Consider the following 26,736-nt stretch of genomic DNA (forward strand, 5'->3'; position numbering starts at 1 on the left):
GAGTTTGTAACGGAGGTCTTCGCTGTGGAAAAATGGATGAAGGAAGTCGAGCAAATCAGGCAGGTTACGAACTTGCCGATCGTTTGCGTGAAAGTTTGTGAACACGAGATCAGCCAGACTCAGCAAGAATGGGAGCAAAAAGGCTGGGAACTTGTTTCGCTTGCGTCTGAGCACGATGCCGCCTACCTCGTGCTGATTGAAGCGATGCAGTGGCCCGCGTCTTCCCGTTCCTTGCTGAGTCTGTTTTTTTCCCGTCCCGAAGAAAAAGCGCCTCCGACGCTGCACGAGCAGATTGCGGTATGGCTGCAATCCATGGTCACAGGATTGCGCCAGGCTCCCCCTGAACGTCTCGATGCCCGCTGGCCGTGGAAGGAAGAGCGCCTCGTCTTTTTGATCGAGCGCAACCGGACGGAAGGCACAGGCACGTGGGAAGCGTTGCAAAGCTGTTTGCACCCGTTTTTCCGCGAAACGGCTGCCTACGCGCCAAAAGCGTCGAGCCTCGCCTTTTTTGCATTGAGTCATGCTTATTCTGTCCTGCTGCTCCCGATCTCAATCCTGGAGGGCGCAAAGGAGCGGGCTGACTTGCTGGAATGGGCATCCGGCCTGTACGACCTGATCTCGACCGAATGGATGGAGCCTGTGCGCATCATTGTCAGCGCGCCCGTAGCTGCGCCTTCCTCTCTGGAAAAAACGCTCGCCGGGCAACTGCTGTTGTCCCGCGCCTTGCATCAATACCGGGCACAAGTGATGGTCGCGGGCGACTGGATGTATCCGTTGGAGCGCTGGGCTGCTTCTCTGCCTGCGGAAACGGCGAAGTCGATTGCCCGCGAGCTTGCCGCTCTCATGTCTGTGCCGCAAATCAGCAGCGAGCAGCGCGAAACGTTGGAGACGCTGTTCGCGCGGCAGCTCAATGTCAGCGAGACAGCCCGGCAGCTTTTTTTGCACCGCAACACGCTCTTGTACCGGCTGGACAAGCTGACGGAACAGACGGGCCTTGATCCGCGCCAGTTTCCTGACGCCGTTTTGCTCCAGCTCTATTTGCTCTTTCGGCAGCATTAACAAAACATTTTGTACATTTCGCCCATAGTCCAACTGTCTAAAAATTGTTACTCTTGCAAAAAAGTCATCCGAGAATTGCTCCCCTATCATTCAAGGAGGTGCCTCTTCCATGGCAAAAGTGACACTGAACCACATATACAAACGGTACGGCGGAAATGTAACGGCAGTAGATGATTTTCACCTGGAGATTCAGGATCGGGAGTTTCTCGTCCTCGTCGGGCCGTCCGGCTGCGGAAAATCGACGACGCTGCGGATGATTGCCGGGCTGGAGGAAATCTCCGAAGGCGATTTGTACATAGGCGACCGCCGCGTCAACGACGTCGCTCCCAAAGATCGGGACATCGCGATGGTATTCCAGAGCTACGCGCTCTACCCGCACATGAACGTGTATGAAAACATGGCATTCGGTCTGAAGCTGCGCAAGTTTTCCAAAAGCGACATCGACAAGCGGATTCAGGAAGCAGCCCGCATCCTCGACATTTCCCACCTGCTGGACCGCAAGCCAAAGGCGCTTTCCGGCGGCCAGCGGCAGCGTGTCGCGCTCGGACGCGCCATCGTGCGGGAGCCGCAAGTTTTTTTGATGGACGAACCTTTGTCCAACCTCGACGCCAAGCTGCGCGTCCAGATGCGCACAGAAATTTTGAAGCTGCACCAGCGGCTGAACACGACGATCATCTACGTGACCCACGACCAGACGGAAGCGATGACGATGGGCGACCGGATCGTCGTCATGAAGGACGGCCTGATTCAGCAAGTGGCGACGCCGAACGAGATTTACAACCACCCCGTCAACCTGTTTGTGGCGAGCTTCATCGGCTCCCCGGCGATGAACTTCGTCAAAGGGCAGCTTTCGGAACAGGACGGCGCCCTGTACTTCGATGCGGAAAACATTCACGTCCGCTTCCCAGAGGACAAAGCAAGAGTTTTGCGCGACAAAGGCTATGTAAACAAGCCGGCGATCTTCGGCATCCGCCCGGAGGACATTTACAGCGATGCCGCTTTTATGGAGGCCAATCCGTTCGAAAGCTCGCTTGAGGCGCAGATTGAAGTCGTGGAAAACATGGGCTCCGAGCTGTACGTTTACTTCCATAATATCGGCCAGACACAAATGGTCGCCCGCGTGGACTCTCGCGAAGATTTGAAGCCGAAAATGACGGTCAAGCTCGCCATGGATCTTTCCAAATGTCATCTATTTGACAGCGAGACGGAAGTGGCTGTATTCTAATAGCAAAGTGAAAAGGAATGTCTTTTCCGGCATTCCTTTTTCTGTTGTCCTCAACCGTTTTTCGTCCGTGGCGGCTTCTGTACTGCCGCTGCTTTTTTATGGCTACAAATAGAGAAAGAGTGGAGAGAGCAAACATGGCCTACAAAATTGTCTTTTTCGACATCGACGGCACTCTGTTGAACACGGAGCACGCGATTCCGCCAGCAACCGTGGACGCTGTGCGCAAGCTCAAGCAAAACGGCATCCGGGTTGCCATCGCAACTGGCCGCTCGCCGTACCACCTGATGCCGATCGCCCGGCAGCTCGGGATTGATACGTTTGTCGGGTTCAACGGCTCCTACGTCGTGAACGAACAAAAAGTCATTCACCATACTCCGTTTGCCACGACGACATTAGCCGAACTGGAGCAGATGGCAAACGGAAACGCGCATCCGATGGTGTTTTTAAGCCATGAAGAGTGCTATGCGAACACATCCGATCACCCGCACGTCCTCGACTCGTTCGACTTTTTGCGCTTGCCCGCTCCGGCCCATCACCATCGCTACTGGGAGGTCGCTCCGATCTATCAGGCGTTTTTGTATTGCACCGCCGAAGAAGAAGCGCTCTATACGGAAGGTTTCGAGCAAGTGTCGTACGTGCGCTGGCACAAGCACGTCCTCGACATTTTGCCAAAAGGCGGCTCGAAAGCGCGCGGCATCGAAGCGATCCTCAAGCACGAGGGCCTCACTCCCGCTGACGCCGTAGCGTTCGGGGACGGACTCAACGACAGGGAAATGCTCTCCTACGTCGGAATGGGCGTCGCCATGGGAAATGCCCATGAAGAATTGAAGCCTTTTGCCAAGATGGTGACCCGTCATGTGAACGAAGACGGCATCCGGCACGGCTTGCTGCAACTTGGACTCATCAATTAGGAAGGACGTTGAAAGATATATGTCTTGGGAATGGTTTAACATCGTTGGCACGGTAGCGTTCGTCATCAGCGGCGCGATCATCGCCATGGAGGAAGAATACGACATCTTGGGAGTAATCGTTCTCGGAATGGCCACAGCATTTGGCGGCGGGATCATGCGCAATATTTTGCTCGGCATCCCGCTGACCGCTTTTTGGAATCAGGGAACACTGTTTACAATCGCACTCGTTTCCATGCTCATCGTTTTTGTCCTCCCCCACAAATACCTTGACTACTGGAATCGCTGGGGGATGTTTTTTGACGCAGTCGGGCTCTCTGCCTTTGCCATTCAGGGCGCTATTTACGCCACACAAATGAACTACCCGCTCAGCGCGACGATCGTCGCAGCGGTTTTGACCGGAATCGGCGGCGGAATCATTCGCGACGTTCTCGCTGGACGCAAGCCGCTCGTGTTCAAGGAAGAAATTTATGCGGTCTGGGCCATGGTCGCCGGGCTGGCTGTCGGCCTCAAGTGGGCGACAACCGTCGGCGAGCTGTACACGCTGTTTTCCGCCATCATCGTTTGCCGGATGATTTCCGTCTATCAAGGCTGGAAGCTGCCACGCCGCTCGCTTCGTCCCGTCCCGATTCGCCCTTTTGACAACCGAATGTAAGCTATTTCCTTCATAATCACTCTCTCCATGTGCACGCTATAGTCATCAGCACTGGAGGGAGTGAGTTTTTTTGCGCGTCTTGCCCCCAATTATCGCCGCCCTTGCCTTGGTCGGTCTGGTCGTCCTGCCTTATCGTCACCATCAAAATGCCGAGCAGGAAATGCGCGAACCTCATCCCCGCGTCACTTCCATCGAGGCGAGCATACCGCGGATCAACTATATCGAGCAGGTCAAAGACATTCGCAGGGATCTGGAAAAAAGCAGCCACGTACAGACGCTCCACCACAATCCGCGCGACCGCAGCCATTATGTCGAGCATGAAGTGGTCGTCCGCTTCTCCCCACGCCCTGAACAGAAAAAAATTGACCAGTTGGTCCGTTCGCTGGATGCCAAGATCAAACGCGATTTTGAGCAATTTATCATCATCAAGTCCAAAAGCCTGACGACGAAGCAGTTAATGAAAAAGCTGGCCGAGCATCCCGACTCGGTGTTTGCCGAGCCGAACTACCTGCTTTTGCCCAACCGCAAGCCAAACGACACGTACTACGCGGAGTACCAGTGGAATTTGCCGCTGATCGGCATGGAGCAGAGCTGGGACGTGAGCGAGGGCAGCAGTGACGTCACGGTCGCGGTCATTGATACGGGGATTGACCTCAATCACCCCGAGTTTGCCGGAAAGCTCGTAGAAGGCTACAACGTGCTGGAAGACAACAATCGACCAGAGGACGACAACGGGCACGGCACGCACGTCTCTGGCGTAATTGCCGCAAAAACGAACAACGAGGACGGCATCGCCGGGATGTCGTGGAACAGCAAGCTGATGCCGATCAAAGCCATCGGCGCGGACGGCTCCGGCTCGGCTGTCGATATCGCCCAAGGCATCTACTGGGCGACCGATCACGGAGCTGACGTGATTAACCTCAGTGTCGGCAACTACACGTCATCTGCCGCTTTGAAGGAAGCGTGCCGCTATGCGTATGAAAAAAACGTCGTGCTCGTCGCGGCTTCCGGAAACGACGCCACCGATCAGCCGAGCTACCCGGCAGCCTATGAAGAAGTGCTCGCCGTCGCCGCTGTCGACCATCGCAAGGAACGCGCCGATTTTTCCAACTTTGGCGATTACGTGGATGTCGCCGCTCCCGGCGTCGATATTCCGAGCACGTACATCTACAGCGACTACGCCTCGCTCTCCGGTACTTCCATGGCTTGTCCGCACGTCGCAGCGCTCGCCTCGCTGGTGCGCTCTGTTCATCCTGACATGAAAAACCACGATGTCATGGAGCTGATCCGCCAATCGGCCAAAGACCTCGGCGCCCCCGGACACGATCAGTTGTACGGCTACGGCATGATTGACGTCAATCAGACGCTGCGGCAAATCAAACCGGCAGAGCCGGCGCGCACGGAAAAAACAGAGCATACGGTCGGTGGACTATTGAACAAATTTTTTATGCGCCTGCGCTTTGGCTTCGAATAAGCATACAAACGGTAACCCACGGAGGGATGGACGATGAAAGCGTGCATTGTTTTTGCTCACGAAGGAAAGGAAAGCTTCTGCCATGCCATTCTCGACCGCGTCACCCGCTCCTTGCAACAGCAACAAATCGACTTTGAGGTGCGCGACTTGTATCAGATGAAATTCCAGCCTGTCTTCGATGCGGCAGACATGCAAAAAGTAGCGAACGGGTCAGCCTCGCAAGATGTTGCCACCGAACAGGAGCTGATTTCCGATGCCGATTTGCTGGTGATGATTTACCCTGTCTGGTGGTGGTCGCCTCCTGCGATCCTCAAAGGCTATATCGACCGGGTGTTTACGAACAACTTCGCCTTCCGCTACGACGCCAATGGCCCCGTCGGCCTGTTGTCAAACAAACAGGCGATTGTGTTTACGACAACCCGGGAGTCCGAAGCGGAAATGCAGACGAGCGGCTTCGACGCTGTGGTGAAAAAACAGATCGTGGACGGCACGCTCGCCATGATCGGCTACGATGTGACCTACCGCAATTTTGCCGCCGTCCCTTACGTAGACAACGCCGCCCGCGAGCAAATGCTTGCCGAGGTCGAGAAAATCGCTGCGAGTGCGCGCCAGCCGCTCGGCGTGTAGCCGGATTAGCAAACTTGGCTGCGCCAAATTTTTATCTGTATAAAAGACGACAAGCACAGGTCATTACACCTGTGCTTGTTCTTTATGCAGCCGTTTTTTGGCTATATAGTCATTTTCGTAGTATTGCAATTCATCACGCATTTGCTCAAACACTCTGGACAAGGACAAGGTCAACTGCTGCAACTCGGGTGTTACTTGTTTGCGGAAAATGATACAGTCTTGTCCCGTGTAGGCATAGCGGCCGTCTTCCTCATAAACCTCGCCTTTGGGATAATAGAAGTAATTCACACAAGTGTGGTACACCTGGTACAGAACTTCTTCGGCAAACTCCTCGTTAAATCGTGCTCGGCGCAGGGATACCCCCAGCCTGTCGTACGCATTTTCACAGTAAACCAAAAGGTGGCGCAGATCGGAAAGATACGCTCGATAATAAGTTTCAAATTCTTCCGGGTCGCCCGATGCGGATACAAGACTAGACAAGGTAACCTGATTGAGATAACGCTCCAGTTCCATGCTTACCTTTTTCAACTTGGTGTACGTCTCTTCGCACAATTGCTTCAGATGAGTCGCTGACATATTGTCCCCCTTGCGTTGAAGAATCTGTCTTTTTTAAGTAAGTATATAGGAAAGATTCTTTACAACACAAGGGTTTCTTTTCTGCAAATCTCGCTAAACCGTTGTCGTTTCGGCAACGACTTCCTTTTTTTTCCTTGTCTGTAACAAGTATATGACGTAGGCAGAGAACAGGCCCAAAAGGGTCATGAAGCCCAAAACGGCCAAATCATGCGTCACGTAGGACAGGTCATGCCCTTTGCTCAAAATCTCCCGCACGCCGTCGAGGAAGTACGTCAACGGCAAAGATTTACCAATCGCGGCAACCGCAGTCGGCATCGAAGCGAGCGGCCAGGTGAAGCCGGAGAGCATAAACGAAGGAACGGCAATCATCATCGCGATCTGTGTAGCTTGCAACTGGTCTTTGGAGAAAAAGGAAATCGCGTAGCCGATGGCGAGCACCGCCAGGTTGAACGCCGTTGCGACGAGCATCAGGTCAAAGGTGCTGCCGTAGTACGGAATTTCGAACCCTTTCAGCAGCAGGGTGAAGCCTAAAAACACATTGAGCGTGCCTGCCAAAAAGTACGGCAGCAGCTTGCTTGCCGTGATCGCGAAAAAGCTGTGCGACTTAAGCGTCTCCTTCCACGTCCCCTCTTCCTTCTGCTGCGCTACCGACAAGGCAATCCCGAGGAACAGCACTTGCTGCAGCACAGTTCCCGTCAAGCCGAAGACCATGAAGGACATGTAGCTGAACGTCGGATTGTACAAGACGCGATAGCGGTAGTCGATCCCGGTGAACAAGTTTTTCCCTTCCTCGCCCCAGCTACCCTTCGCTTCCATTTTTTTCAGCGTCGCACCTGCGGACACGGATTTGACTACCGTGCTCGCGGCGCGGACAGCGGTGTTCGAGATCATCATGTTGCTGCCGTCAATGACGGTCAAAACTTCTGCGGGCCGTCCGGCTTTGACGTTTTTCTCCAGCTCCGCCGGAATAATCAGGGCGATGTTCGCCTCGCCTTTGTCAACCAGGCGCATCGCTTCCTCCTCTGTTCCGACGATGGAAGTAATCTTGAACGTCTGGTCGACTTCAAACGCGCGGTACAGCTCGCGGCTCAGCTCTGTCTGGTCCGCGTCTACCATGACAGTCGGGATGTTCATTACCTTCTTTTCGCTGTACAAAAAGCCGAACAGCGTCAAGTATATAATCGGCACGATAAACAGCACATTGCGAATCGTTTTGTTGGCAAACAAGTTTTGCCATTCGCTCCAGAAGAGCCGGGAGAAATTACTCACCTTCAACAGCTCCTTCGAGCTTCCACTCGACCGTCAAGCCTGGCCGCAGCTCTGGGTCAGAGACGAGCAGCTTCACCTGGAACGAACGGATGTCGCGGTCGCCAAGCTCCTGGGTTGCCTTTTTGACGGCAAAATCCGCTGCCGGGGCAATCGTAGCAATTTTCGCCTCTACTTCCCGTTTGAGCGCAGGGACGAACAGTTTGACCGTGTCGCCTGTTTTGATCTGGCCGAGGGCGTATTCGTTTACGTACAGCTTCACGTAGTTATCGGATTTCGTTTGCAAGGTAAGAACGGTAAAGCCTTGCGCTACCAGCTCGCCTTTTTGCACGGCAACGGATTTGACCACTCCGTCCATCGGCGCGACCAGCTTCGTATTGTTCAAATACGCCTCGATTTCCGCGAGAGCGCCTTTGGCTTGCAGCACGCCAGCCTCGGCCGATTTCACATCCAGCTCCTTCAAACCTACCTGACCGCGCGCCGCTACCGCTTGCTTATACGCTGCTTTGGCCTGGTCAAGCTGAGCCTGCGCGGCATCGACCTGTTCGCGGCGTGCGCCGGACTGAGCCATTTTCAACTGTTCGTCAGCGGCCTTCAGCTCTGCCTGGGCTTTTTCCGCCTGCATTTGCGCTTCCTCGACTTTGACTTGCGGGACCGCTCCCTCAGCGAGCAGCTTTTGCATCCGCTCCAGGTTCGAAGCCGCGATCTGGTTCGCTGTTTGCGCTGCTTGCAGCTTCGCTTTCAACTGGGCGATTTCCTCGCTGCGCGCTCCGTTTTTGTTCGCCGCAAGCTGGGCCGCGGCCGAACTGACTACCGCCTGCGCCTGATCGACTTGGGCATTGCTTGAGCTGTCTGTCAGCGACACACCTTTTTTCGCCTGCTCGAGCTTCACCTGCGCCAGTCGATAGGCCGCTTCTGCCTGTTCCTTTTTCGCCAGCAGTTCTTCGTTGTTCAACGTGGCGACCACTTGCCCTGCTTTTACTTCATCGCCTTCTTTAAAGGCGATCTGCTCGATGGAGCCGCCCATTTTAAAGGACAGGTCCACTTCCGTTCCTTCGATGACGCCTGTCAACTGGGTCGATTTTTCCCCGGCCAGACTGCTTCCGCCGGATGCGAACAAAACGGTTCCCAACACTGCGATTCCGGCCACAAAACCGGCCACCCCGATCCATGCTCGTTTTTTCATAGTCGATTTCTCCTCTGTGTCTTTTCTGTATGGTCCTTACGGCTGTTTCACTGTTTCGCTTGCAGCATGCCTGCCAAAAAGCAGCGCAGCGTATACTTGTTTTCTTCCGTGTCCAACGGTTCCTTGCGATATTGCTTGCGGATGGCCGTAAAGCCGACCATGCCGAACAGGCCCGAAGCAAACGTTCCGATTTCGATATCCGGGCGTATGTAGCCTTGCTCCTGCATTTGCTTCAGATACGTTTCCATCATCGTAAAATAGCCCGTCAACAACTTGGCGACTGTCAAATCGCGCTGTTCGTCGCCCGTAAAGACGCTGAGCAAAAGGAAGCACAGCTCGCGATTTTCGCAAAAGAAGCGAAGATGCTCATCCAGCACATTTAAAATGCGATCCTCCAAAGACAGCTCTTCGTTTTGCATCACACTGTCAACATGGTAAATCAGCATCTTCACGCCTTTTTCAATCACGTACAAAAAAAGCTCCTCTTTGGTCGAGAAATGGTAGTACAGCGTTCCTTTCGCTACCTGTGCCATTTCTGCGATCGCGTCCATCGTGGTTTCGCTATAGCCCAACTGGGCAAACGCCGTCAGCGCTCCTTGGGCAATCTGGTCTTTTTTGGATGGTGCCATCACTCCCGTCCCCCTTGTCTTTATTGAACTGACTGGTCAGTACAAAAACAGTGTACGGAACACTCCTAGTTTTGTCAATAGCTCTGTGCGGCATCCGCTGGCGGCTTTTTTGACGGGGAAAACTCCCGCTGCATTTGGGCAAGGACGGGCGAAAAGCCGTGTCGGGCGCAGGGCACGCAAAAAAGACCGCTTGTACACGGTCTTTCATTTTTCCCGGATGCGGTTGTACGTCTCCTCTGTCGCTGGCATCGGCGCGACGCCGAGCTGTTCCTGCAGCTTGGCCACGCATTTTTTGTACCAGCGGATAGCCTGCGTCCGGTTGTTTTGCTCGTAGTAAGCCGTCATCAGCAGGCGATACGCTTCCTCCCAGCAATCGTCCACCCGCAAGATCGCTTCGCACCAGCGAATCGCCTTTTCCAGTTGCCGCTGCTCCAGCCTGATTTTCGCCAGCCTTTCTGCGCCCCGCAAAAACAGCGCCTGAAGTCGCTCCCGTTCTTCCACGCACCATTCCTCATAGCGACACTCCGGCATGTACTCGCCCAAGTAGTAGCCCAGCCCTTTTTCCAGCAAAAGCGCAGCCTGGCGCTCGTCCTGCTCGGCCAAACCCAATGTGACCAGCTTTTCAAATTCTTCCACATCGAGGTGATACCCCGACGCGAGGTTGAAGCCGTAGGAGCTGCCGTGGCGCTGGATAAAAAAGGTGTCGGTCCGCGCCGCCCGATCTGGCTCCAACGCTTTGTTCAAGGCGTTAAGCGCGACCTTGAAGTCGCGAATCGCCGCTTCCTCGACGCTGTCCGGCCACAGGCGATGCATGATCTCTTCGCGGGCCAGCAGGTGATGGCGCTTGGTCAACAGCAACTGGAACAGCAGCTTGGCGGTTCCGCGCTGCCATGCCTTTTCACTCAGTTCGCGCTCTCCCAGCCAGACGCGAAACGCCCCCAACGTCTGGATGCGCAACGTATAGCCCGGGTGAAACGTGACATTTTGCAGGCCGAGATCGTTTAGCAGTTGTGAAACGTAGTCCGGCGACACTTTGCGCCGCTCCGCTTCCAACAAAATCGGCATCAACTGCTGCACGTCGTACGGAGTGAGCAAAGTCGGGCGTTGCAGCAAAAAAGAGTACTCCCCGGTCTGCATCAGCGACAGCGCCTGGGTCACGGCGGGGACGAACAGCTCCCACTGCTTGCTGCGGTACGCAAGAAAGCTCTGCCACAGTTGGCAAATCGCCACGTGGTAGCTGTCTCCGCAATGACTCAGCCGCTCCGAGCAATCGCGAAACGTCTCCAGCGCCTCGCTGTCCTTGCCGTATTTGGCATAGGCGATGCCGATTGCCATGCGCACCAGACTGCCCAGCCAGTCATCGCGCATCGCCTCCGTCTCGTGGATGCCTCGCCTGCCGTACAACAGCGCCTGGTCGAGCGCCTTTTGACTGGCGTGAAACAGCGTCAGCCCGAGTAGCGTCTCGGACTTTCCGCGCGTCGACTGCAGCTCCTCCATCATTTGCAAGCCTTTTTCGTAGAGCTGGCGAATTTCCTCGGCAGGCAGCCCCTGGCTGATGAGCGCCGCGTGCGCTTTGCGGACGTAGCCATTCGCCTCCACGAACGGGGAATGCGCCGCACGCCCGAGCTGAATAGCCGTCTCTGCCGCCTCGAAGCCGCGCTCCCACTCGCCGTTTAACGCATAGACAAAGGACAGCAGCAGCGACGTTTCCCGATACGAGCGCGTCAAGGTCGGATGCCGGGTCTGCTCCAACTGCCATTTGTTCTCCAAAAGCTGGATGGACGACTGCAGCCGACCTGTGCGAAACAGCAGCCGCGACTCCAGCTCTACCTCTGTCTGCTGCTCCAGCTCCTGGCTTTTTTCATACCAAGCCGCTGCCTGCCTGGAGTCGCCGCGGTTCGTATAAATCTCCGCCAGCAAGCGATACAGCCTTGGCGCCATTTCGCTCTCCTGCTCTTGCGGCGGCAGAAGCTGGATCGCCCGCTTGAGCAACTCCTCCGCCTTGACGCCCTGCACGCTGTCGAGGTGGACTCTCGCTTTGCCTTCCAGCCCGCGGCACAGGCCGATCTGATCGTGCTTTTCCTCGCAAAAGGCGAGAAACTGCTCATAGGAGGCAAACGCCTTGGCGTACAGGCAGCGGTATCGCTCCACCTCTCCCTGGTAAAACCAGAGCCAATGCTCCTGCGCTTTGATCGAATCCGGCACAAGCGCCAGCCATTTGTACAGCCCGTCCAGCACGCCTGCGCTCAAAAACCGCTCCGCAGCGAGACAAAGCCACGCGCCGAGCACATCCCACTGCTCAATCAGGCGCAAACGCTCAAATGCTCGCTCCTCTTCGCCTTTGCGGCGGTACCAGACGGCCGCTCCCTGGTTGACCCGCCGGTAAATGTCCTGGCGCGACGCGAGCTTGCTCGACAACAACCGCTGAAACAGCGGATGGAAAAAGTACATGCCCCGTTCATCTACATGCAAAAACAGGTTGCTGCGTCTCGCCTCCTGCAGTTTTTCCTCTGCCCCTGCGCCCAGTACTTGCAGACAGTCTTCGCGGGTAAACGCCTCCAGTGCCGCGGCCTCCATCAAAAACTGCTGCATGTTCCCGTCAAGCCCCATCCACACGTCCGCTTCCAGTACATGCAGCAGCCGGGACAGCTCGTGCAGGCTGTCAGCCAGCTTGAACCCCCTCGCAATTTTTTCACCGATCGAGCGCAGTGCGATCACCCAGCCACGCGTGACCTCGTCTACTTGCTTCCACTCGTCGTCTGTCAGGGCGATATCGTACTGATCCGAGTAAAAAGCTTCGCTTTCTTCCAGCGTAAACGCCAGGTCGTCTGTCGCAAGCTCCAGGCATTCGCCGCGCGCCGTGAGCAGCTCCAGTTGTGTCCAGTTAGGACGAACGCGGGTCAAGATCGCCAGTTTGACTTTATGCGGCAACAGCTCAACCAGTTGGGAAACGAAGCTGTCGGCTGCACTGCCGCTGGCAATCCGGTGGTAGTTGTCGAGGACGATCACGAAATCGTCCGGAAGCTGCGCGCACTCCTGGGCAAACAAGTCCGCGAGCCGCTCGCCGTCTGTCGCCTGTTCCCGTTCTTGCTCAGATGAGGCACTGTGCTGCGCTTGCCGCTGCAGAAGCTCCCGCAGCGTCTGTCCGAAGTCAGGTACGACCCGGCGGACACTCTCCGTGAGACACCACAAAAAATCAGCGACCGCCGCGTCTTCCTCCGTGATGAAATACCAAGAGGCACGGCGCGCTTCATCGTGCAAAAACGTCGCAAACGATGTCGTTTTGCCGTAACCCGCCCCCGCTTGGATGAGACAGAGCTGTGCATGCGCGAGAAGCCGCAGTTTCCGCGCCAGCGCAGGACGCCTCAGCACATACGGCTTTTGCGAAGGAAGAGTTATTTTGGAAATGGGTACCTGGAATTGACTCATCGGTTGCACTCCTTGCCGTTCACCTACTCTTCCAGACTATTTCCCCATTTCTTGCAAAACTCCTGCCGCAAGCCCCGCTCGACAAAAAGCCCACCCGGGCATCCAGGTGGTCTTTTGTCAATCGACGAGATTGTACCCTTTGACCGTATAGCCGATGTCATTGAGCAGCACCTGGAACTCCTCGTTGCTGACTTCCTCGCCGCGAAGGATGCGCTGGTGCAAATCGGATATGCGATCGTAAATCGCCCTGTTGGTGGACACGTACATCAGATTGAAGCGCGACTCCGTCTGCAGCCTGCTGCGCATTCGGTCTACCACGCGCTTTTGCAGCGCATCTGTATGCCCGTTGTCGTTGCGGATAATTTTTCCCGGTGTATAGGGGATCGACGGCCGCGGATTGACTTCATCCGGCTTGGGCGTATCCACTGGCAAAACACCGACCAGCAGATTGTCCTTGTACGCGAGCACCTTGATATCGACTACGCCCGGCACCTTCTCCGCATGCCGCTCCAGATAGGCGACGAGGTGCGGCTCGCGGTTATGAACCATTTTTTGGCTAATCATCGCTGCGGGTCCTTTGTCCATCCCGACCTTGTCATTGCGATAGTTGATGCCGTACGCTTCGAATTTGGCCTGGTTTCCGTTGCGATCTTCGGTGCCTTGTTCTTTGTTTGGCGAGCAGCCCGTCAACAGACCGGCAAGCAGAATGGACGCGTATAGGCCAAAACCAATTCGCTTCAACAAAAAACACCTCCTTGCGCATAGTTTGTGCGCGGGAGGTGTTCTTACTCAGGAAGTGGCTGGCTTAGTTTGCACTTTGCAATTCGCCTTCAAACGTATCCTGTTTACCGTCCAATTCTGCCTTCACGGTGAAATTGCGAATGCCATCGTGTGTAGTTTGATAAAACTCAAATGTTCCGTCTGATTTCACATCAACAGAATAGGAAGTTCCTTCCAAATCGACGATAACCGTTGCTTTAGGGTCTACCTTACCTGCTACTTTGTATATCCCCATTGGCGAGAAAGTAAAAAATTGGCCTACGACGCTCTCCTTGTCGATCAGACTCACCGTATCCTGCTTTTTGCCCTCTTCCGTCGGCTTTGTTTGTTCCTGCGGCTTTTCTTCTGTCCCATTTGGATTGGCAACAGCCTGATCCGCAATCAAAACCGTTTGCGTAGCCGGGTCCCAATCAACCTTGTAGCTCAGTGCCTCGGCAATAAAGCGCACAGGCACGACGGTGCGCTGGTTGACGATTTGCGCAGGCACGTCCAGATTGATGGTTTGTCCATTTTTCTTGGCAATTTTTTGCGTGACGACCAGGCGGATGTTGTCGTTGCCTTTGTCGATCGTTACGGTTCTCGTTTTCTCGTTCCAGTCGACTTTAAAGCCCAACGTTTCCGCGATGGGACGAATCGGTACCAGTGTCCGGCTGTCGCGGATCAAAGGCTTTTGATCGGGGAATACAATCGCTTTTTTATTGTACTCCACCTTGACGGCAGTCTGCGCAGGGGCAGGAGCTGCCGCGGCAGAAAATGTTGCCATAGGCACCAGGGCAATTGCCAGCACGAATGATGCGAGTTTTTTCAGCAAAATGTCCACTCCGTTTCCAATAAGATTCACACGATTCTTAATCTACTATAGGCTTGGAGCGGTTTCAAGCCATTCCTGCAAATAGCCTACCAAGATCGTACTGTCATTGTAGAAGGAAGTAACCCGATTGGACAAGCAGAAACCAACTGGAAATCGTCAATAAATACGATATTCCTCTATCTTTAGACCTAATTTCAAATTGTTACAAAAATACAACCATACTCCTGACAAAAACCGTTACAATGAACAAGAAACGACTGTATTTTTCTTCGAAAGAGGCAATGATGATGAAAAAGTTTATTCCTTTTCTTATCCTGGCACTGATCTTGACCATGATTCCCCCCGGAGGCAGCTCCGCCAACACCGCTGCCGTTCAATTGGGAAGCGATGTACTGTTCGACCGATTCCATTATTTGATCGAAGGAAAAAAAGTCGGGCTGATTACGAACCAAACCGGCGTCAACAGTCAGGGAATGAGCACCATCGACCTTTTGCGTCGTGACCGCTCCGTTACCCTCACAGCTTTGTTCGCTCCCGAGTACGGTTTGGATGGCAAGGCACAGGTGGGGAACCAGCCGGAGATCTTCCTCCATCCGGTTTACGGCATTCCGGTCTACGGCTTGTACGGCTCGACCCGCCAGCCGACAGCGGAAATGCTGGAGCATTTTGACACCCTTCTCGTCGATCTGCAAGACATTGGCTCCCGGACGTACACCTACATATCGACGCTGAAATACGCCATGACGGCGGCAAAGGAGCAGGGAAAGCAAGTCATCGTGCTCGACCGGCCCAACCCGCTCGGCGGCACCATCGTGGAAGGACCCGTGTTGGAAAAGCCGTATGAGTCCTTTATCGGCGTCGACGAGCTGCCTTTGGCCCACGGAATGACCATCGGCGAGATTGCCTTGTTTTTCAACCGTTCCATTGGCGCGGATCTGTACGTCGTCCCGATGCAAGGCTACACCCGCACCATGCTCTATCAGGAGACCGGGCTGAGCTGGGTTCCGGGCTCCCCGCATTTGCCTGACCTCGCTTCTGTCTACGGTTACATGGCGACAGGACTCGGCGAAGGCACCCCTGTTACCCAGGCAGACCATTTTACTTGGGTTGGCGCAGAAGGCATCGATTCCGTGAAATACGCCGATCTCATGAACGGCAGCCTGTTGCCTGGCGTGATTTTTCTCCCGGAGAAAAAGGAGAAAGCGGGCGGCGTCCGGCTGCACATTTACGATCCGCGCAGCTTCAATCCTGTGAAAACCGGGATGTACGCCCTTGCCTATGCGCGACAGCTCCAGCCGTTTCCCGTACCGCTTGGCACTGACAAGGAAAAGACGCTGTTCGAGCATGTGATGGGCACAAGCAAGATCGGCCCACTGCTTGCGCAAGGCAAAAGCCCGCAAGAAATCGTTGACTCTTATGCAGAAGCCTTGGGCAAATTTACGGAGCTGCGTAAAAGCTTTTTAATCTATGGCGATGCCCCGTTCATTCCGACTGAGGCGATCCACAGCCAGCCTGGGGCAACACTGCCGCCTGGTACAACCGCTCCGGCTCCTGAGCCTGGGACGGTTCAGCCGCCCGGCACGACGGCTCCGGTTCCGCAGCCTGGAATGGCTCAGCCGCCCGGTACAACGGCCCCAGCTCCGCAGCCTGGAACGGCTCAGCCGCCCGGTACAATGGCTCCGGCTCCGCAGCCTGGGACTTCTCAACCGCCTGGCACGATTACTCCGGCTCCGAAACCTGGAACTGCTCAGCCTCCGGGTACGACGGCTCCCAGTCCGAAGCCTGGAACTGCTCAACCGCCCGGCACGACGGCTCCGGCTCCGAAACCGGGAACTGCCCAGCCACCTGGCGCGACCGCTCCGGCTCCCAAGCCGCCCGTTGCACCAGCGCCGAAGCCAGGGGAAAAAATCGCGTATTTGACGTTTGACGACGGCCCGTCGCCTGTGACGCCGCACGTACTCGATACACTGAAAAAATACCAGGTGAAAGCTACTTTCTTCATCGTAGGCAGACACGTCCCTGGCAACGAAGCGATTTTGAAGCGGGCGGTCGCGGAAGGCCATGCCATCGGCGGGCATACGTACTCGCACGATTACCAAGTCGTTTACAAAAGCACCGAAGCCTTTTTCGCCGACCTGGAGAAAGGCAATCAGCTCATAGAAAAAGCGATCGGCACCAAGCCTGTTTTGTTCCGCTACCCGGGCGGCAGCACCAACACGGTCAGCCTCAAATACCAGGACCCGAAACGGTACAACAAGCAAAAAACAGTCATGAGTGCCATCAAAGCCGAAGCGAACAAAAAAGGCTACATCTTCATCGACTGGAATGTCACCAACGGCGACGCCCGCAGCAATCAATACACAGCCCAACAGGCGCTCGCCAATATCAAGCAGCAAGTAAAATCGCAAAAAGAGATTGTCGTACTCATGCACGACGCAAGCACCAAAACGCCAACAGCGCAAGCACTTCCGGAAGTCATCACCTTTTTAAAGTCAAAAGGCTACCGCTTCGAAGTCATCAGCCCTGACCGGCCGACTGTCTCCAATGTGAAATAGAACACGGAAAAACCCGCTCGACAAACCGGACGCTTCCGGCCATCGGGCGGGTTTTCTGTTATCGCAGTTAGTCTGTCAGTCTGCCACTATCCCTCTACCCACCTGCCACAGTCAAACCGGACTTTCATTTATCACCATCACCCTGCCCGTCTGCAAACAGGCAACTACGAAGTCGGAAGCGTATCGTACCGCAGACGCAGTTCGCGCTTCAATATTTTCCCGCTAGGGTTGCGCGGCAGCGTGTCGGTGATGAAGACGTACTTCGGTGCCTTGAACGAGGCAAGACGCTCCTTGCAAAACGCGAGCAACTCCTCTGACGTCAATGTCTCGCCAGCCTTCGGCACAACGACCGCTGTCACCGCCTCGATCCAGTACGGGTGCGGAACGCCGATCACCGCCACCTCGGACACTTTCGGATGCTGATAAATCAGCTCCTCCACTTCCCTGCTCGCTACGTTCTCGCCACCCGATTTAATCATGTCCTTTTTCCGATCGACGACCGTAATATACCCTTCCTCATCCATAATCCCCAGGTCACCGCTATGGAACCAGCCTCCCTGGAAGGCAGCCCGCGTCTTTTCCTCGTCGCGGAAATAGCCGATCATGGCATGGCTGGTCCGATGCACGATCTCGCCAATGCAGCCTCTTGGCACCTCGACACCTTCATCATCCACAATCTTCGTCTCCACGTTCAGCGCGGGCTTGCCTGCCGAGCCTGCTTTGCGAATCTGGTCCTTCGGCGACAAAACCGTCGCCAGCGGCGCTACCTCTGTCTGCCCGTAAAAGTTGTAGAACTGTGCGTTCGGCAAGCGTGTCCCCAGCTCCTTCAGCACCTCCACCGGCATGATCGCCGCTCCGTAGTAGCACTTTTGCAGCGAGGACAGGTTGCGGGAGGCAAAATCGGGAGAGCGCAGCAAGGCAATCCAAACTGTTGGCGGGCAAAAAAGCTGTGTCGCCTTATGCGTCTCGACCATCTCCAGCATCAGGCCAGGCGTCGCCTGCTCCAAAATGATGCCCGTGCCCCCGAGATAAATATAGGGACCGAGAAAACAATGCAACTGTGCGCTGTGGAACAACGGGAGCGCGTGGATCGCCACGTCGTCGTGGGACATGTTCCCATCAATAATCGTGCTCACGTACTCGGACAAAATGCTGCCGTGCGTCAGCATGACCCCTTTTGGCCGCGACTCCGTACCGCTCGTGTACAAAATGTGGGCGACATCGTCGTCGGAAAGCTCCTGCTCCGGCTCGTCCGTGCTCGCGTCCTGAATCAACGTGCGAAACGGCACCCACTCCCCTTCCGGCTTCGCGGGTCTGGAGACAAGCGACAGCAGCTTGGGCGAAAGATCGGCCTGTCCAATCGCCTCTTGCGCCACGGCGAGAAACTCCGGTGCCACAAAGCAGGCGCTCACCTCCGCGTGCCCCAAAATAAACGCCACATCGCTCGTATTCAGCATGAAGTTGATTGGCACCATAATCAGTCCCGCTTTGGCCAGCGCGAAGTTGAGAATGACAAAATCCATGGAGTTTCGGGACAGCACCGCCACTCTCTCGCCTTTTTGCAAACCGTTGGCGAGGAAGGTGTGCGCCGCCTGATTGACAAGCTGATCCAGCTCGCTGTATGTAAGAACTTCCTCCTCAAACTGCAAGGCAATCTTGTCCGGGTAACGCATTCGGCTTCTTCGCAGGATGTCACCAAGCGTATTTCTTCTGGCTCGTTGGGCTTCGATCATCGTGATACCTCCCTCATCCTCGTTTCCCTTTTATTATATCTTAATCTTCTATATAATGTTTATTTTCTGATATTTTATCCTAAAAAAAGCGGAAGCCCCCTCTGCATTATTGAAGCTGCCGCAGGCCCCAAGAAACAATCGAGTCCTTGTGTACAGCATATATCATATCGCGCCAAGCTTCGATATTGGTTCTTCTGGATTTTCAGGAAAAAAACGGCTGTCCTGCCCAGCGACCGTCTCGTTGCTGCCAAACCCGCAGCTTGACCTTTTCCTGCTGTAAAAGAAAAAGACCTCTTCTGCAAAAAAGAGATCGCTTCGTCCTGTACATCCTATATCGGCTGCTTGCAAAAAAGATGGCGGAGGGAGCAGGATTCGAACCCGCGTGAGCTTGCACTCTAACGGTTTTCAAGACCGCCCCGTTATGACCACTTCGGTATCCCTCCGCGTTGCTGACTGATTTAACTATAGCATAGCGCCAAGCGCGCTTGCAAGCGCCTCCAGACCGACTGCCGCTGGCTGTCTCAGCGCTTGACCACCACGAGCTTCAGCTCGCTCAGCTCGTCTGTGGCGTATTTGACGCCTTCTCTTCCCAAGCCGCTTTCCTTGACGCCTCCATACGGCATATGATCGGCCCGGAAGGTGGGAATGTCGTTGATGATGACGCCTCCAACCCGCAGCTCATCTGCCGCTTCCAGCGCAGCCCTCAGGTTGTTCGTGTACACGCCTGCCTGCAGACCGTAGCGCGAGTCATTGACCAGGCGGATCGCTTCTTGCAGGGACGCTACCGGGTTGATGAGCACGACAGGCCCAAGCACTTCCTCGCAACAGATTTTGGCCGTATGCGGCACATGGGTCAAAACGGTCGGCAACAGCATCCGCTCCACCACTTCGCCGCCACAGGCAAGCCGTGCTCCCTGTTGCAGCGCCTCGCCAATCCACTCCAGCACACGCTCGGTCTGCCGCGGGTGAATCATTGCGGAAAAGTCAGCGTGCTCATCGAGCGAGTCGCCGCCGCAGAGCGCCTTCGTCTGCGCCACAAAGCGGCTGACAAACTCGTCGTACAGGCCCTCTGCGACGTAAATGCGCTGGACGGACGTGCAGACTTGGCCGGAATAAGCAAATGCGCCAAACAGGCAGCGCGGCACCACCTCGTCCAGTTGCGCGTCGGAATCGACGATGACCGCAGAGTTGGCCCCCAGCTCCAAAATCACTTTTTTCAGGCCAGCGCGGTTGCGAATGTCGATCCCGACCGCCGGGCTTCCCGTAAAGCTCAAGGCGCGAACTCTTGGGTCTGTCACCAGCTTTTCGCCCACGACGGCTGCGCTGCCTGTGACGACGTTCAACGCCCCTGGCGGGAGTCCCGCCTGCTCGGCCAGTTCGGCGAGCAAAAGCGCACTGAGCGGCGTCTGCGAAGCGGGCTTCAGCACCACGGCATTGCCCGCAGCGAGCGCAGGTCCGACCTTGTGCGCAACCAGATTGAGCGGAAACGGGAACGGCGTAATCGCCCCGACGACGCCCAAAGGCTCGCGGACCGTGTACGCCAGGCGACCTTCTCCGCCGATTGCGGCGTCGAGCGGGATCGTTTCTCCGTGCAGCCGTTTGGCTTCTCCCGCTGCAAACCGATACGTTTGCACGGTGCGGATCACTTCCCCCCGCGCCGTCCTGATCGGTTTTCCGGCCTCAAGCGCGACGATCCGGGCCGCCTCCTCCATCCGTTCGTCCAAAAGGAGCGCGATTTTTTCCAGGATAGCCGCCCGCTGGTAAGCAGGCATCCGCCGCATCACCGTCGTCGCTTCCTCGGCTGCCGCGATCGCCCGTTCTACTGCCTGCGCGTCGGCCTGGGGAACATGGGCAATTGCCTGGCCCGTACAAGGTGAATACAACGGAGCATGTTCTGCCATCGGCACCCATTTTCCCCCGATATAACACGCTCTTTTCATCGCCATCTCCTCCGTCCTTCAACGATTGGACTATCGCATCCCATCCTCCAATCATTCTCCAGAGCAGATCGCGCTTCCTTGCGTGGAGGCGAAACTTTTTCATTTTTCGCACAAAAAACCGAACCCTAAGCCGAAAGCTGCCCGCTACCCGCTCTCCTACTTCGCTGGCCCTTCTGCAACGCCGCACCAGTCCAGCATGGTCAGCGCAAAAATCTCCGCGCAGCGGAACACGTCATCCAGCACGATGTACTCGTCCCGGTAGTGCGCGACCTGTGTGACGCCCGGCCCCACGACGATCGCAGGCGTGTCGGCCAGCGCCGTCAGCAAGCCTCCGTCTGTTCCCCATGGCGAAGCTTCCACGATCGCGCGCTCGCCAGTTACCGCCGCGAACTTGTCCTGCAAAATCTCCATGAGCGGATGATCTTGCGCGACATCTCCCGGCACCCAGCGCGCGCCGTACCACTCCAGCTCGACTGGCTGCTCGGCAAACCACGGATCGACCTCGGCCAGACGCTGCAAAGCCGTCTCCATCTCCGCCTTGGCATCGTCCATCTGCTCGCCAGGCGCTACTCCCATCCTGCCTTCCAGCTTGACGAGATCGGCGACGGACGACGGCCATTTTCCGCCTTCGATCACCCCGATATTGATCGGAATCGGGATCGGCAGCTTGGCGTACAGCGGATCGTCCAGGCGATCGTTGCGCTCTTTTTCCAGGCGGCCAATCGCTTGCACGACCAGCATGCTCTTCTCGATGGCGCTCACCCCTTCGTAGCGGGTGCCGCCGTGAGCAGAACGCCCCTTGACGGTCAGTCGGAACCACATCGAGCCTTGCTGTTTCGGGAAAATTTTCATGTTGGTCGGCTCAGGGATGAGCGCGGCATCTGCCTTGTAGCCGCGCAGAATCGTAGCGAGCGTTCCTGCTCCCCCGCTCTCTTCCTCCACGACGCTTTGGTAGATGACGTCCCCCTTCAGCCGCACGCCCAGCTTTTGCAAGACAGAGATCGCGAGCAGCGAGGACAGGTTGCCGCCCTTCATGTCTGTCGCGCCGCGGCCGTACAGCTTGCCATCCGCTACTTTTCCGCTGAACGGATCGTCGCTCCACTGCGCGTAATCGCCAGCGGGAACGACATCGACGTGCCCGTTCAAAATGAGCGAGCGGCCATCGCCTGCGCCCTTCCAGACCCCGACGACGTTCGGACTGCCTTCAAACGTTTGGCGCGGCGACACGAAGTACGGATGCGAAACAAGCTCCTCCCCCGCCATGACCCACAAATCGACGTCCAGACCCATTTTCGCCAACAGCTCGGCGATGCTTTTTTGAATGGACTCCTCCGCTCCTTGCACACTCGGGCTTTGCACCCATTCCTGCAGCAGCTTGACGGAAGCCTCCCGATCTTTTTCCAACTGCTCTCGTATCAGCGCTTGCCAGTTCGCCATGTTCTTCCCCCGTTCTTTTGGAATCGTCTTTGCCTAGCGGAATACGCCCACTTCTCCCTCTACCTTCAGTTCAGCTTCGGTGGCTCCGATCACATCGGCCACGCTGTACGGATACATGACCTCGCGCAAATACAGGCCGTCCGGCTTCACTTCCATCACGGCCATATCGGTAATGATCCAGTCTGCCGCCTTGCTCGCTGTCAGCGGAAGCGAGCATTCGCGCACGATTTTGGAGCGGCCGTTTTTGTCGAGGTGCGTGGTCACGACCATGACCTTTTTCGCTTTTTGCGCCAGCTCCATCGCTCCGCCCATTCCCGGCACGCGTTTGCCTGGCACGATCCAGTTGGCGATATCCCCGTTTTGGCTCACTTCGAGGACGCCGAGGATCGTCATGTCCAGCAAGCCGCGGCGAATGATCGCAAAGGCCGTGGCACTGTCAAAAAAAGACGCCCCCGCCGCAAGCGTGACCGGAAAACCGCCCGCATTGCACAGCATGGCGTTTTCCTCTCCTTTGGCCGGGCTCGGTCCGGTACCCAATATGCCGTTTTCCGCGTGAAACATGACGCGTTTGTTAGCAGGGATAAAATCGGCCACCAGCGTAGGAATGCCGATCCCCAAATTGATAATCATGCCGTCCTCGACTTCCATCGCCGCCCTGCGCGCGATTCGCTCGCGGTAGCTCTCGGTCTCTTTTACTTCTCCCACGCCCATTGCCAGTTCACCCCTTCACTTTGCACGATGTAGTTGACGAAGACGCCAGGCGTGACGATTTCTTCCGGGTCCAGCTCGCCTACCTCGACAATCTCGTCCGCTTCCACGATCGTAATGTCGCCCGCCATCGCCACGAGCGGATTAAAGTTGCGCGCGCTCGTATCGTACACCAGGTTGCCGAAGCGGTCCGCTTTTTTCGCATGGACGATCGCCACTTCCGCCGTCAGCGGCGTCTCCAGCAGGTACTCTTTTCCGTCCAGCACGACTTTTTGCTTGCCTTTTTCCGCGATCGTGCCAATGCCGACGTCGGAGAGAATCCCGCCCAGACCGACGCCGCCCGCCCGTACACGCTCGGCGAGAATCCCCTGCGGGCAAAACTCGACCTCAAGCTCGCCTGCCGTCATTTGCGCCCCTGCGTTCGGGTTGGAGCCGATGTGAGAGGCAATCACTTTTTTCACGCGTCGTTCTGTCACCAGCTTGCCGATTCCGATGTGCGGAAACGCCGTGTCGTTGCTAATCAGCGTCAAGTCGCGCACACCCAGATCCAAAATGCCCTGGATCAGTGTCGGCGGATTGCCTACCCCGCCAAAGCCGCCCGCGAGCAGCGTCATCCCATCGCGAAAATGGGACAACGCCTCCTGTACGGTCACCACTTTATCAAAACGGTTTGTCATTTCAGTCTCCCCCCTCTAGCCAATCAGCGCCTTGTCTTTTAGCTCCTGCTGGACGCTGACAATCGCATCTTTCAAGAGGGCGATCAGTTCATCAATCTGCTCTTTTGTAATCGTCAGCGGCGGGGAAACGATGATCGAGTCTCCTGCCACGCCTTCGATTCCCCCCATGGCGGGATAGATGAGCAGACCTTTTTCGAATGCCTTCGCGATGACCTTGGACGCCACTCCTTCTGACAAGGCGAACGGCTCTTTCGTTTCTTTGTTTTTGACAAATTCCAGACCGCAGAGCATGCCCAAACCGCGCGCCTCGCCAATCAGCGGCAATTCATCTGCCAGCTCTTGCAGGCGAGACAGCAAGTAAGCGCCTTGCTCGGCCGCTTTCTCGATCAGGCCGTGCTTCTCGACGTACTTCAAAACCGCGAGCGAGACGGCAGCAGACTGCGGGTTGGCGCTGTATGTGTGTCCCGCCATAATCAGCCCGCTTCCCTGGGTGATCGTCTCGATAATTTCATCCGTCACCATCGTGGCAGCCATCGGCGTATAGCCGGCGCTCATCCCTTTGCCAAGCGTCATCAGGTCAGGCACGACACCCCAGTGATCGACCCCGAACGCTTTTCCGGTGCGCCCTACCCCTGTCATCACTTCGTCGGCGATGAACAGCACTTCGTACTTGTCGCAAATTTCGCGAATCCGCTGGAAGTAGCCGTCTGGCGGGACGACCGCGCCACCGGAAGCCCCGATAACCGGCTCCGCGATAAAGGCCGCCACCTGCTCGGCTCCGACGCGCAGAATGGCCCGCTCCAGCTCATTCGCGCATTCCAGGGCGTACGCTTCCAGCGACATGCCTGCTGGTCTGCGGTACGGATACGGCCCGGTAATCGTCGGATAGTCCTCCAAAAGCGGTACGAAGCGCTTCCGGCGCAGCACGTGCCCCGACATGGAGAGCGCCCCCATGGTGATGCCGTGGTAGCTCATCCAGCGGGAGATGATTCTGTTTTTCGTCGGCCTGCCTTTTTCCTGCCAGTATTGGATCGCGATTTTTTGCGCTGTCTCCGTCGCTTCGGAGCCGCTGCTCACAAAAAACGTCCAGTTCAACGAACCTGGCGCCCACTCGGCCAGCTTCGCCCCCAGCTCCTCCACAGCGTCGCTGCTGAAGTGCGAGCGGTACGCAAACGATACTTCTTTGGCCTGCTGGTACATCGCTTCGGCGACTTCTTCCACCCCGTGGCCGATGCTCGCAGTCACAGCCCCGCTGCAGCCGTCGATATAGCGCTTGCCGTCTTTATCGTATAAATAAATGCCTTTGCCATGAGAAATGAACGGATACGTCTTGCCCAACTCCGGTTTGATTACATAGCTTCTGCTCATGATCGTCGCCACCTCGCTTATTCTCTCCCTCTATCCTAGCTGACCTGTGCGGTTCATCCATCCGACGCGCTGGCAAAAAAATATGGCGAAGAGACAAAATCTTTTGTACATTTTGTATAAAGAACTTTGCAACACGGAGGTGTGCCTCGTGACGATTACGATCAGAGAGGCTCTGCAACTGCCTGACATGGTGCAGACGCGGTTGATCGCCGGAGCGGGCGGACTGGACAATCCGATTCGCTGGGTGACGATTGTCGAGGTGCTCGAAGACGCCAGCCGGCTGCAGGAAGGCGAGTTTTTGATTACGACCGGATTCGGCCTCGCTGAAAATATGGAGCGGCAAAGCTCGTTCATTCCGACAGTGGCGAGGCAAAAGCTGAGCGGAGTCGCCATCCATACCGGATTTTACTTGCGGGAAATTCCCGAAAGCTTTCTTGAGCTGGCTGATCGCCACCAGCTCCCGCTCATCGAAATTCCGACCGAAATCAACTTCTCGACGATTACCAGAGCCATTTTGCAGCCGATCGTCAACCGGCAGTTCGAGACGCTCGCCTATTCGCAGGCGATCCACAACCGGATGATCGACGCTGCCTTGTCCAAAGGCGGTCTGCCTGCCATCGCCGCCGAGTTGGCAGAGCTGACGGGCGGCGGCGTGACGCTTTTGGATGCGCTCGGCTTTGAAGTGACCCAGCACGGCTGCCCGACAGCGCCGACCGATGACGAAGCGAGAGAGCACGTGCATACGGTACCCATCCGCGCCAGTCGCGAGCATTTCGGCACGCTCAGCCTGGCCAAGCCGCGGGAAGCGTGGAAGGAGCTGGACGATGTGGCGCTCCAGCACGCAGCTACCTTGTGTGCGCTCGAATATGTAAAAGAACGCGCCGTTTCTGCGACAGAATGGCGGCTGAAAGGCGACTTCGTCGAGGAGCTTTTAAACGGAAAGCCGATGAGTCCGCAAGAGCTGGAAAGCCGCTGTCGCATGCTCGGATACCCGTTGTCGGGCAAGCATCTCGTCGTGGCCGTCAAGGTGGACACTGCCGAACCGGACAGGCTCGGGGAGCTGCACCAAAGCGCCATCACGCTGATGCGCAGGCTTTGCGACCGCCACCAGCGCTCGTATTTGTTGCGAGAACGGCCTCATTGCCTGCTGTTCGTGCTGCCCGATGACCGGACGAGCCTGCAGCTCTTGGAGCAGTTCACAGCGCGCTGGAAGGGGCTGCATTCCTCCACTCCCTTGCAGGTCGCCATCAGCAATCCGCGCGATCAGTTGACAGATGTTTCTGGCGCGTCCGAGGAAGCCATGTTCGCGCTGCAAGCCTATCCCTTGCTCGCTCGCGCCCCGCAAATGCTGCGCTACCGGGACATGCAAGGCTACCAGTTCCTGTTTCCTTACCACCGCGACGAGCAGAGCATGCTCGGCTTGTGGAAGCCGATCCTGGAGCCGTTGATTCGCTACGACAGCAAATACAACCAGCAGCTTCTGGAGACGCTGGAGGTGTACCTCGCGCAAAACGGGAACGGCCTGCAAACCTCCCAAGCGTTATATATTCACCGCCACACCTTGAAATACCGCCTGACCCAGATCGAGGAAAAAACAGGCTACCGCCTGGAGGATGCCCATCAGCGCTGGCAGCTTCAACTGGCGCTCATGGCCCGCCGCCTGCAGCAGCAACTGTTTCCTTCCCGCGAGTAG

21 protein-coding genes and 1 tRNA gene are annotated in these 26,736 nt (G+C 56.3%); 8 read left to right on the forward strand and 14 right to left on the reverse strand.

Translation table 11 applies throughout. The annotated features are described in order from the left end of the window. The first annotated feature begins 24 nt into the window (after positions 1 to 24). The 6 genes from M655_RS17315 to M655_RS17340 all read left to right on the forward strand — a co-directional run bounded on the left by M655_RS17315 (position 25) and on the right by M655_RS17340 (position 5,948). On the forward strand, positions 25 to 1,059 hold the full coding sequence (locus tag M655_RS17315; RefSeq protein WP_025848506.1) for a PucR family transcriptional regulator: 1,035 nt from the start codon (positions 25 to 27) through the stop codon (positions 1,057 to 1,059). Positions 1,060 to 1,168: 109 nt separating this feature from the next. Further along, on the forward strand, positions 1,169 to 2,284 hold the full coding sequence (locus M655_RS17320) for an ABC transporter ATP-binding protein (RefSeq protein ID WP_005827971.1): 1,116 nt from the start codon (positions 1,169 to 1,171) through the stop codon (positions 2,282 to 2,284). A 134-nt stretch (positions 2,285 to 2,418) separates the two neighbouring features. Next, positions 2,419 to 3,195 (forward strand): Cof-type HAD-IIB family hydrolase, encoded by a 777-nt coding sequence (locus M655_RS17325; protein WP_005827969.1) that lies wholly within the window; start codon positions 2,419 to 2,421, stop codon positions 3,193 to 3,195. Between the two features lie 19 nt (positions 3,196 to 3,214). Further along, a complete protein-coding gene (locus tag M655_RS17330; RefSeq protein ID WP_005827967.1) occupies positions 3,215 to 3,847 on the forward strand; it encodes a trimeric intracellular cation channel family protein in 633 nt (210 codons plus the stop codon). Positions 3,848 to 3,917: 70 nt separating this feature from the next. Next, complete coding sequence (locus M655_RS17335) at positions 3,918 to 5,321, forward strand: S8 family peptidase (protein ID WP_007785028.1); 1,404 nt, start codon at positions 3,918 to 3,920, stop codon at positions 5,319 to 5,321. 33 nt (positions 5,322 to 5,354) lie between these two features. After that, a complete protein-coding gene (locus M655_RS17340; RefSeq protein WP_007785026.1) occupies positions 5,355 to 5,948 on the forward strand; it encodes an NAD(P)H-dependent oxidoreductase in 594 nt (197 codons plus the stop codon). Between the two features lie 63 nt (positions 5,949 to 6,011). On the opposite strand, the gene M655_RS17345 is transcribed toward M655_RS17340, so the two are convergent. The 7 genes from M655_RS17345 to M655_RS17375 form a co-directional block, all read right to left on the reverse strand. After that, the gene (locus M655_RS17345; protein ID WP_005827960.1) at positions 6,012 to 6,524 is read right to left on the reverse strand and encodes a DUF3907 family protein; all 513 of its coding nucleotides are present in this window, start codon (positions 6,522 to 6,524) and stop codon (positions 6,012 to 6,014) included. A gap of 93 nt (positions 6,525 to 6,617) precedes the next feature. Next, a complete protein-coding gene (locus tag M655_RS17350; protein WP_005827958.1) occupies positions 6,618 to 7,793 on the reverse strand; it encodes an ABC transporter permease in 1,176 nt (391 codons plus the stop codon). Beyond that, entirely contained in the window at positions 7,786 to 8,976 is a 1,191-nt protein-coding gene (locus M655_RS17355) for an HlyD family secretion protein (RefSeq protein ID WP_005827956.1), read from the reverse strand. The genes M655_RS17350 and M655_RS17355 overlap by 8 nt, the downstream gene beginning before the upstream one ends. 47 nt (positions 8,977 to 9,023) lie before the next feature. Continuing rightward, positions 9,024 to 9,605 (reverse strand): TetR/AcrR family transcriptional regulator, encoded by a 582-nt coding sequence (locus tag M655_RS17360; RefSeq protein WP_007785022.1) that lies wholly within the window; start codon positions 9,603 to 9,605, stop codon positions 9,024 to 9,026. Between the two features lie 204 nt (positions 9,606 to 9,809). Next, positions 9,810 to 13,034 carry an AfsR/SARP family transcriptional regulator gene (locus tag M655_RS17365; protein WP_286085849.1) on the reverse strand — a complete coding sequence of 1,075 codons (3,225 nt, stop codon included), beginning with the start codon at positions 13,032 to 13,034 and terminating at the stop codon, positions 9,810 to 9,812. 117 nt (positions 13,035 to 13,151) lie between these two features. After that, positions 13,152 to 13,775: a sporulation protein gene (locus M655_RS17370; RefSeq protein ID WP_026557004.1), complete on the reverse strand. Its 624-nt coding sequence runs from the start codon at positions 13,773 to 13,775 to the stop codon at positions 13,152 to 13,154. Between the two features lie 64 nt (positions 13,776 to 13,839). Then, the gene (locus tag M655_RS17375) at positions 13,840 to 14,634 is read right to left on the reverse strand and encodes a copper amine oxidase N-terminal domain-containing protein (RefSeq protein ID WP_237716671.1); all 795 of its coding nucleotides are present in this window, start codon (positions 14,632 to 14,634) and stop codon (positions 13,840 to 13,842) included. A 278-nt stretch (positions 14,635 to 14,912) separates the two neighbouring features. Between M655_RS17375 and M655_RS17380 the strand changes: the two genes are divergently transcribed. Then, positions 14,913 to 17,180: an exo-beta-N-acetylmuramidase NamZ domain-containing protein gene (locus M655_RS17380; protein WP_026557003.1), complete on the forward strand. Its 2,268-nt coding sequence runs from the start codon at positions 14,913 to 14,915 to the stop codon at positions 17,178 to 17,180. 164 nt (positions 17,181 to 17,344) lie between these two features. On the opposite strand, the gene M655_RS17385 is transcribed toward M655_RS17380, so the two are convergent. The 7 genes from M655_RS17385 to M655_RS17415 all read right to left on the reverse strand — a co-directional run bounded on the left by M655_RS17385 (position 17,345) and on the right by M655_RS17415 (position 25,043). Then, positions 17,345 to 18,913: an acyl-CoA synthetase gene (locus M655_RS17385; protein ID WP_025848496.1), complete on the reverse strand. Its 1,569-nt coding sequence runs from the start codon at positions 18,911 to 18,913 to the stop codon at positions 17,345 to 17,347. A 354-nt stretch (positions 18,914 to 19,267) separates the two neighbouring features. Beyond that, positions 19,268 to 19,356: transfer RNA gene (locus M655_RS17390), tRNA-Ser, on the reverse strand. 78 nt (positions 19,357 to 19,434) lie between these two features. After that, on the reverse strand, positions 19,435 to 20,853 hold the full coding sequence (locus M655_RS17395; protein WP_007785009.1) for an aldehyde dehydrogenase family protein: 1,419 nt from the start codon (positions 20,851 to 20,853) through the stop codon (positions 19,435 to 19,437). Positions 20,854 to 21,009: 156 nt separating this feature from the next. Continuing rightward, positions 21,010 to 22,290 carry a peptidase gene (locus tag M655_RS17400; RefSeq protein ID WP_005827942.1) on the reverse strand — a complete coding sequence of 427 codons (1,281 nt, stop codon included), beginning with the start codon at positions 22,288 to 22,290 and terminating at the stop codon, positions 21,010 to 21,012. A gap of 33 nt (positions 22,291 to 22,323) precedes the next feature. Continuing rightward, complete coding sequence (locus M655_RS17405; RefSeq protein WP_005827940.1) at positions 22,324 to 23,001, reverse strand: 3-oxoacid CoA-transferase subunit B; 678 nt, start codon at positions 22,999 to 23,001, stop codon at positions 22,324 to 22,326. Further along, positions 22,983 to 23,675 (reverse strand): 3-oxoacid CoA-transferase subunit A, encoded by a 693-nt coding sequence (locus M655_RS17410; RefSeq protein ID WP_005827939.1) that lies wholly within the window; start codon positions 23,673 to 23,675, stop codon positions 22,983 to 22,985. Before M655_RS17410 ends, M655_RS17405 begins: the two co-directional genes overlap by 19 nt. A 15-nt stretch (positions 23,676 to 23,690) precedes the next feature. Next, positions 23,691 to 25,043 (reverse strand): aspartate aminotransferase family protein, encoded by a 1,353-nt coding sequence (locus M655_RS17415; protein WP_026557002.1) that lies wholly within the window; start codon positions 25,041 to 25,043, stop codon positions 23,691 to 23,693. 148 nt (positions 25,044 to 25,191) lie between these two features. On the opposite strand from M655_RS17415, the gene M655_RS17420 reads away from it, so the two are divergent. After that, positions 25,192 to 26,736, forward strand: a complete 1,545-nt coding sequence (locus tag M655_RS17420) for a PucR family transcriptional regulator (protein ID WP_026557001.1) — start codon at positions 25,192 to 25,194, stop codon at positions 26,734 to 26,736.

It is taken from the genome of Brevibacillus sp. NSP2.1 (genome assembly GCF_000470975.2).
In the GTDB taxonomy this organism is placed as follows: Bacteria; Bacillota; Bacilli; order Brevibacillales; family Brevibacillaceae; genus Brevibacillus; species Brevibacillus agri.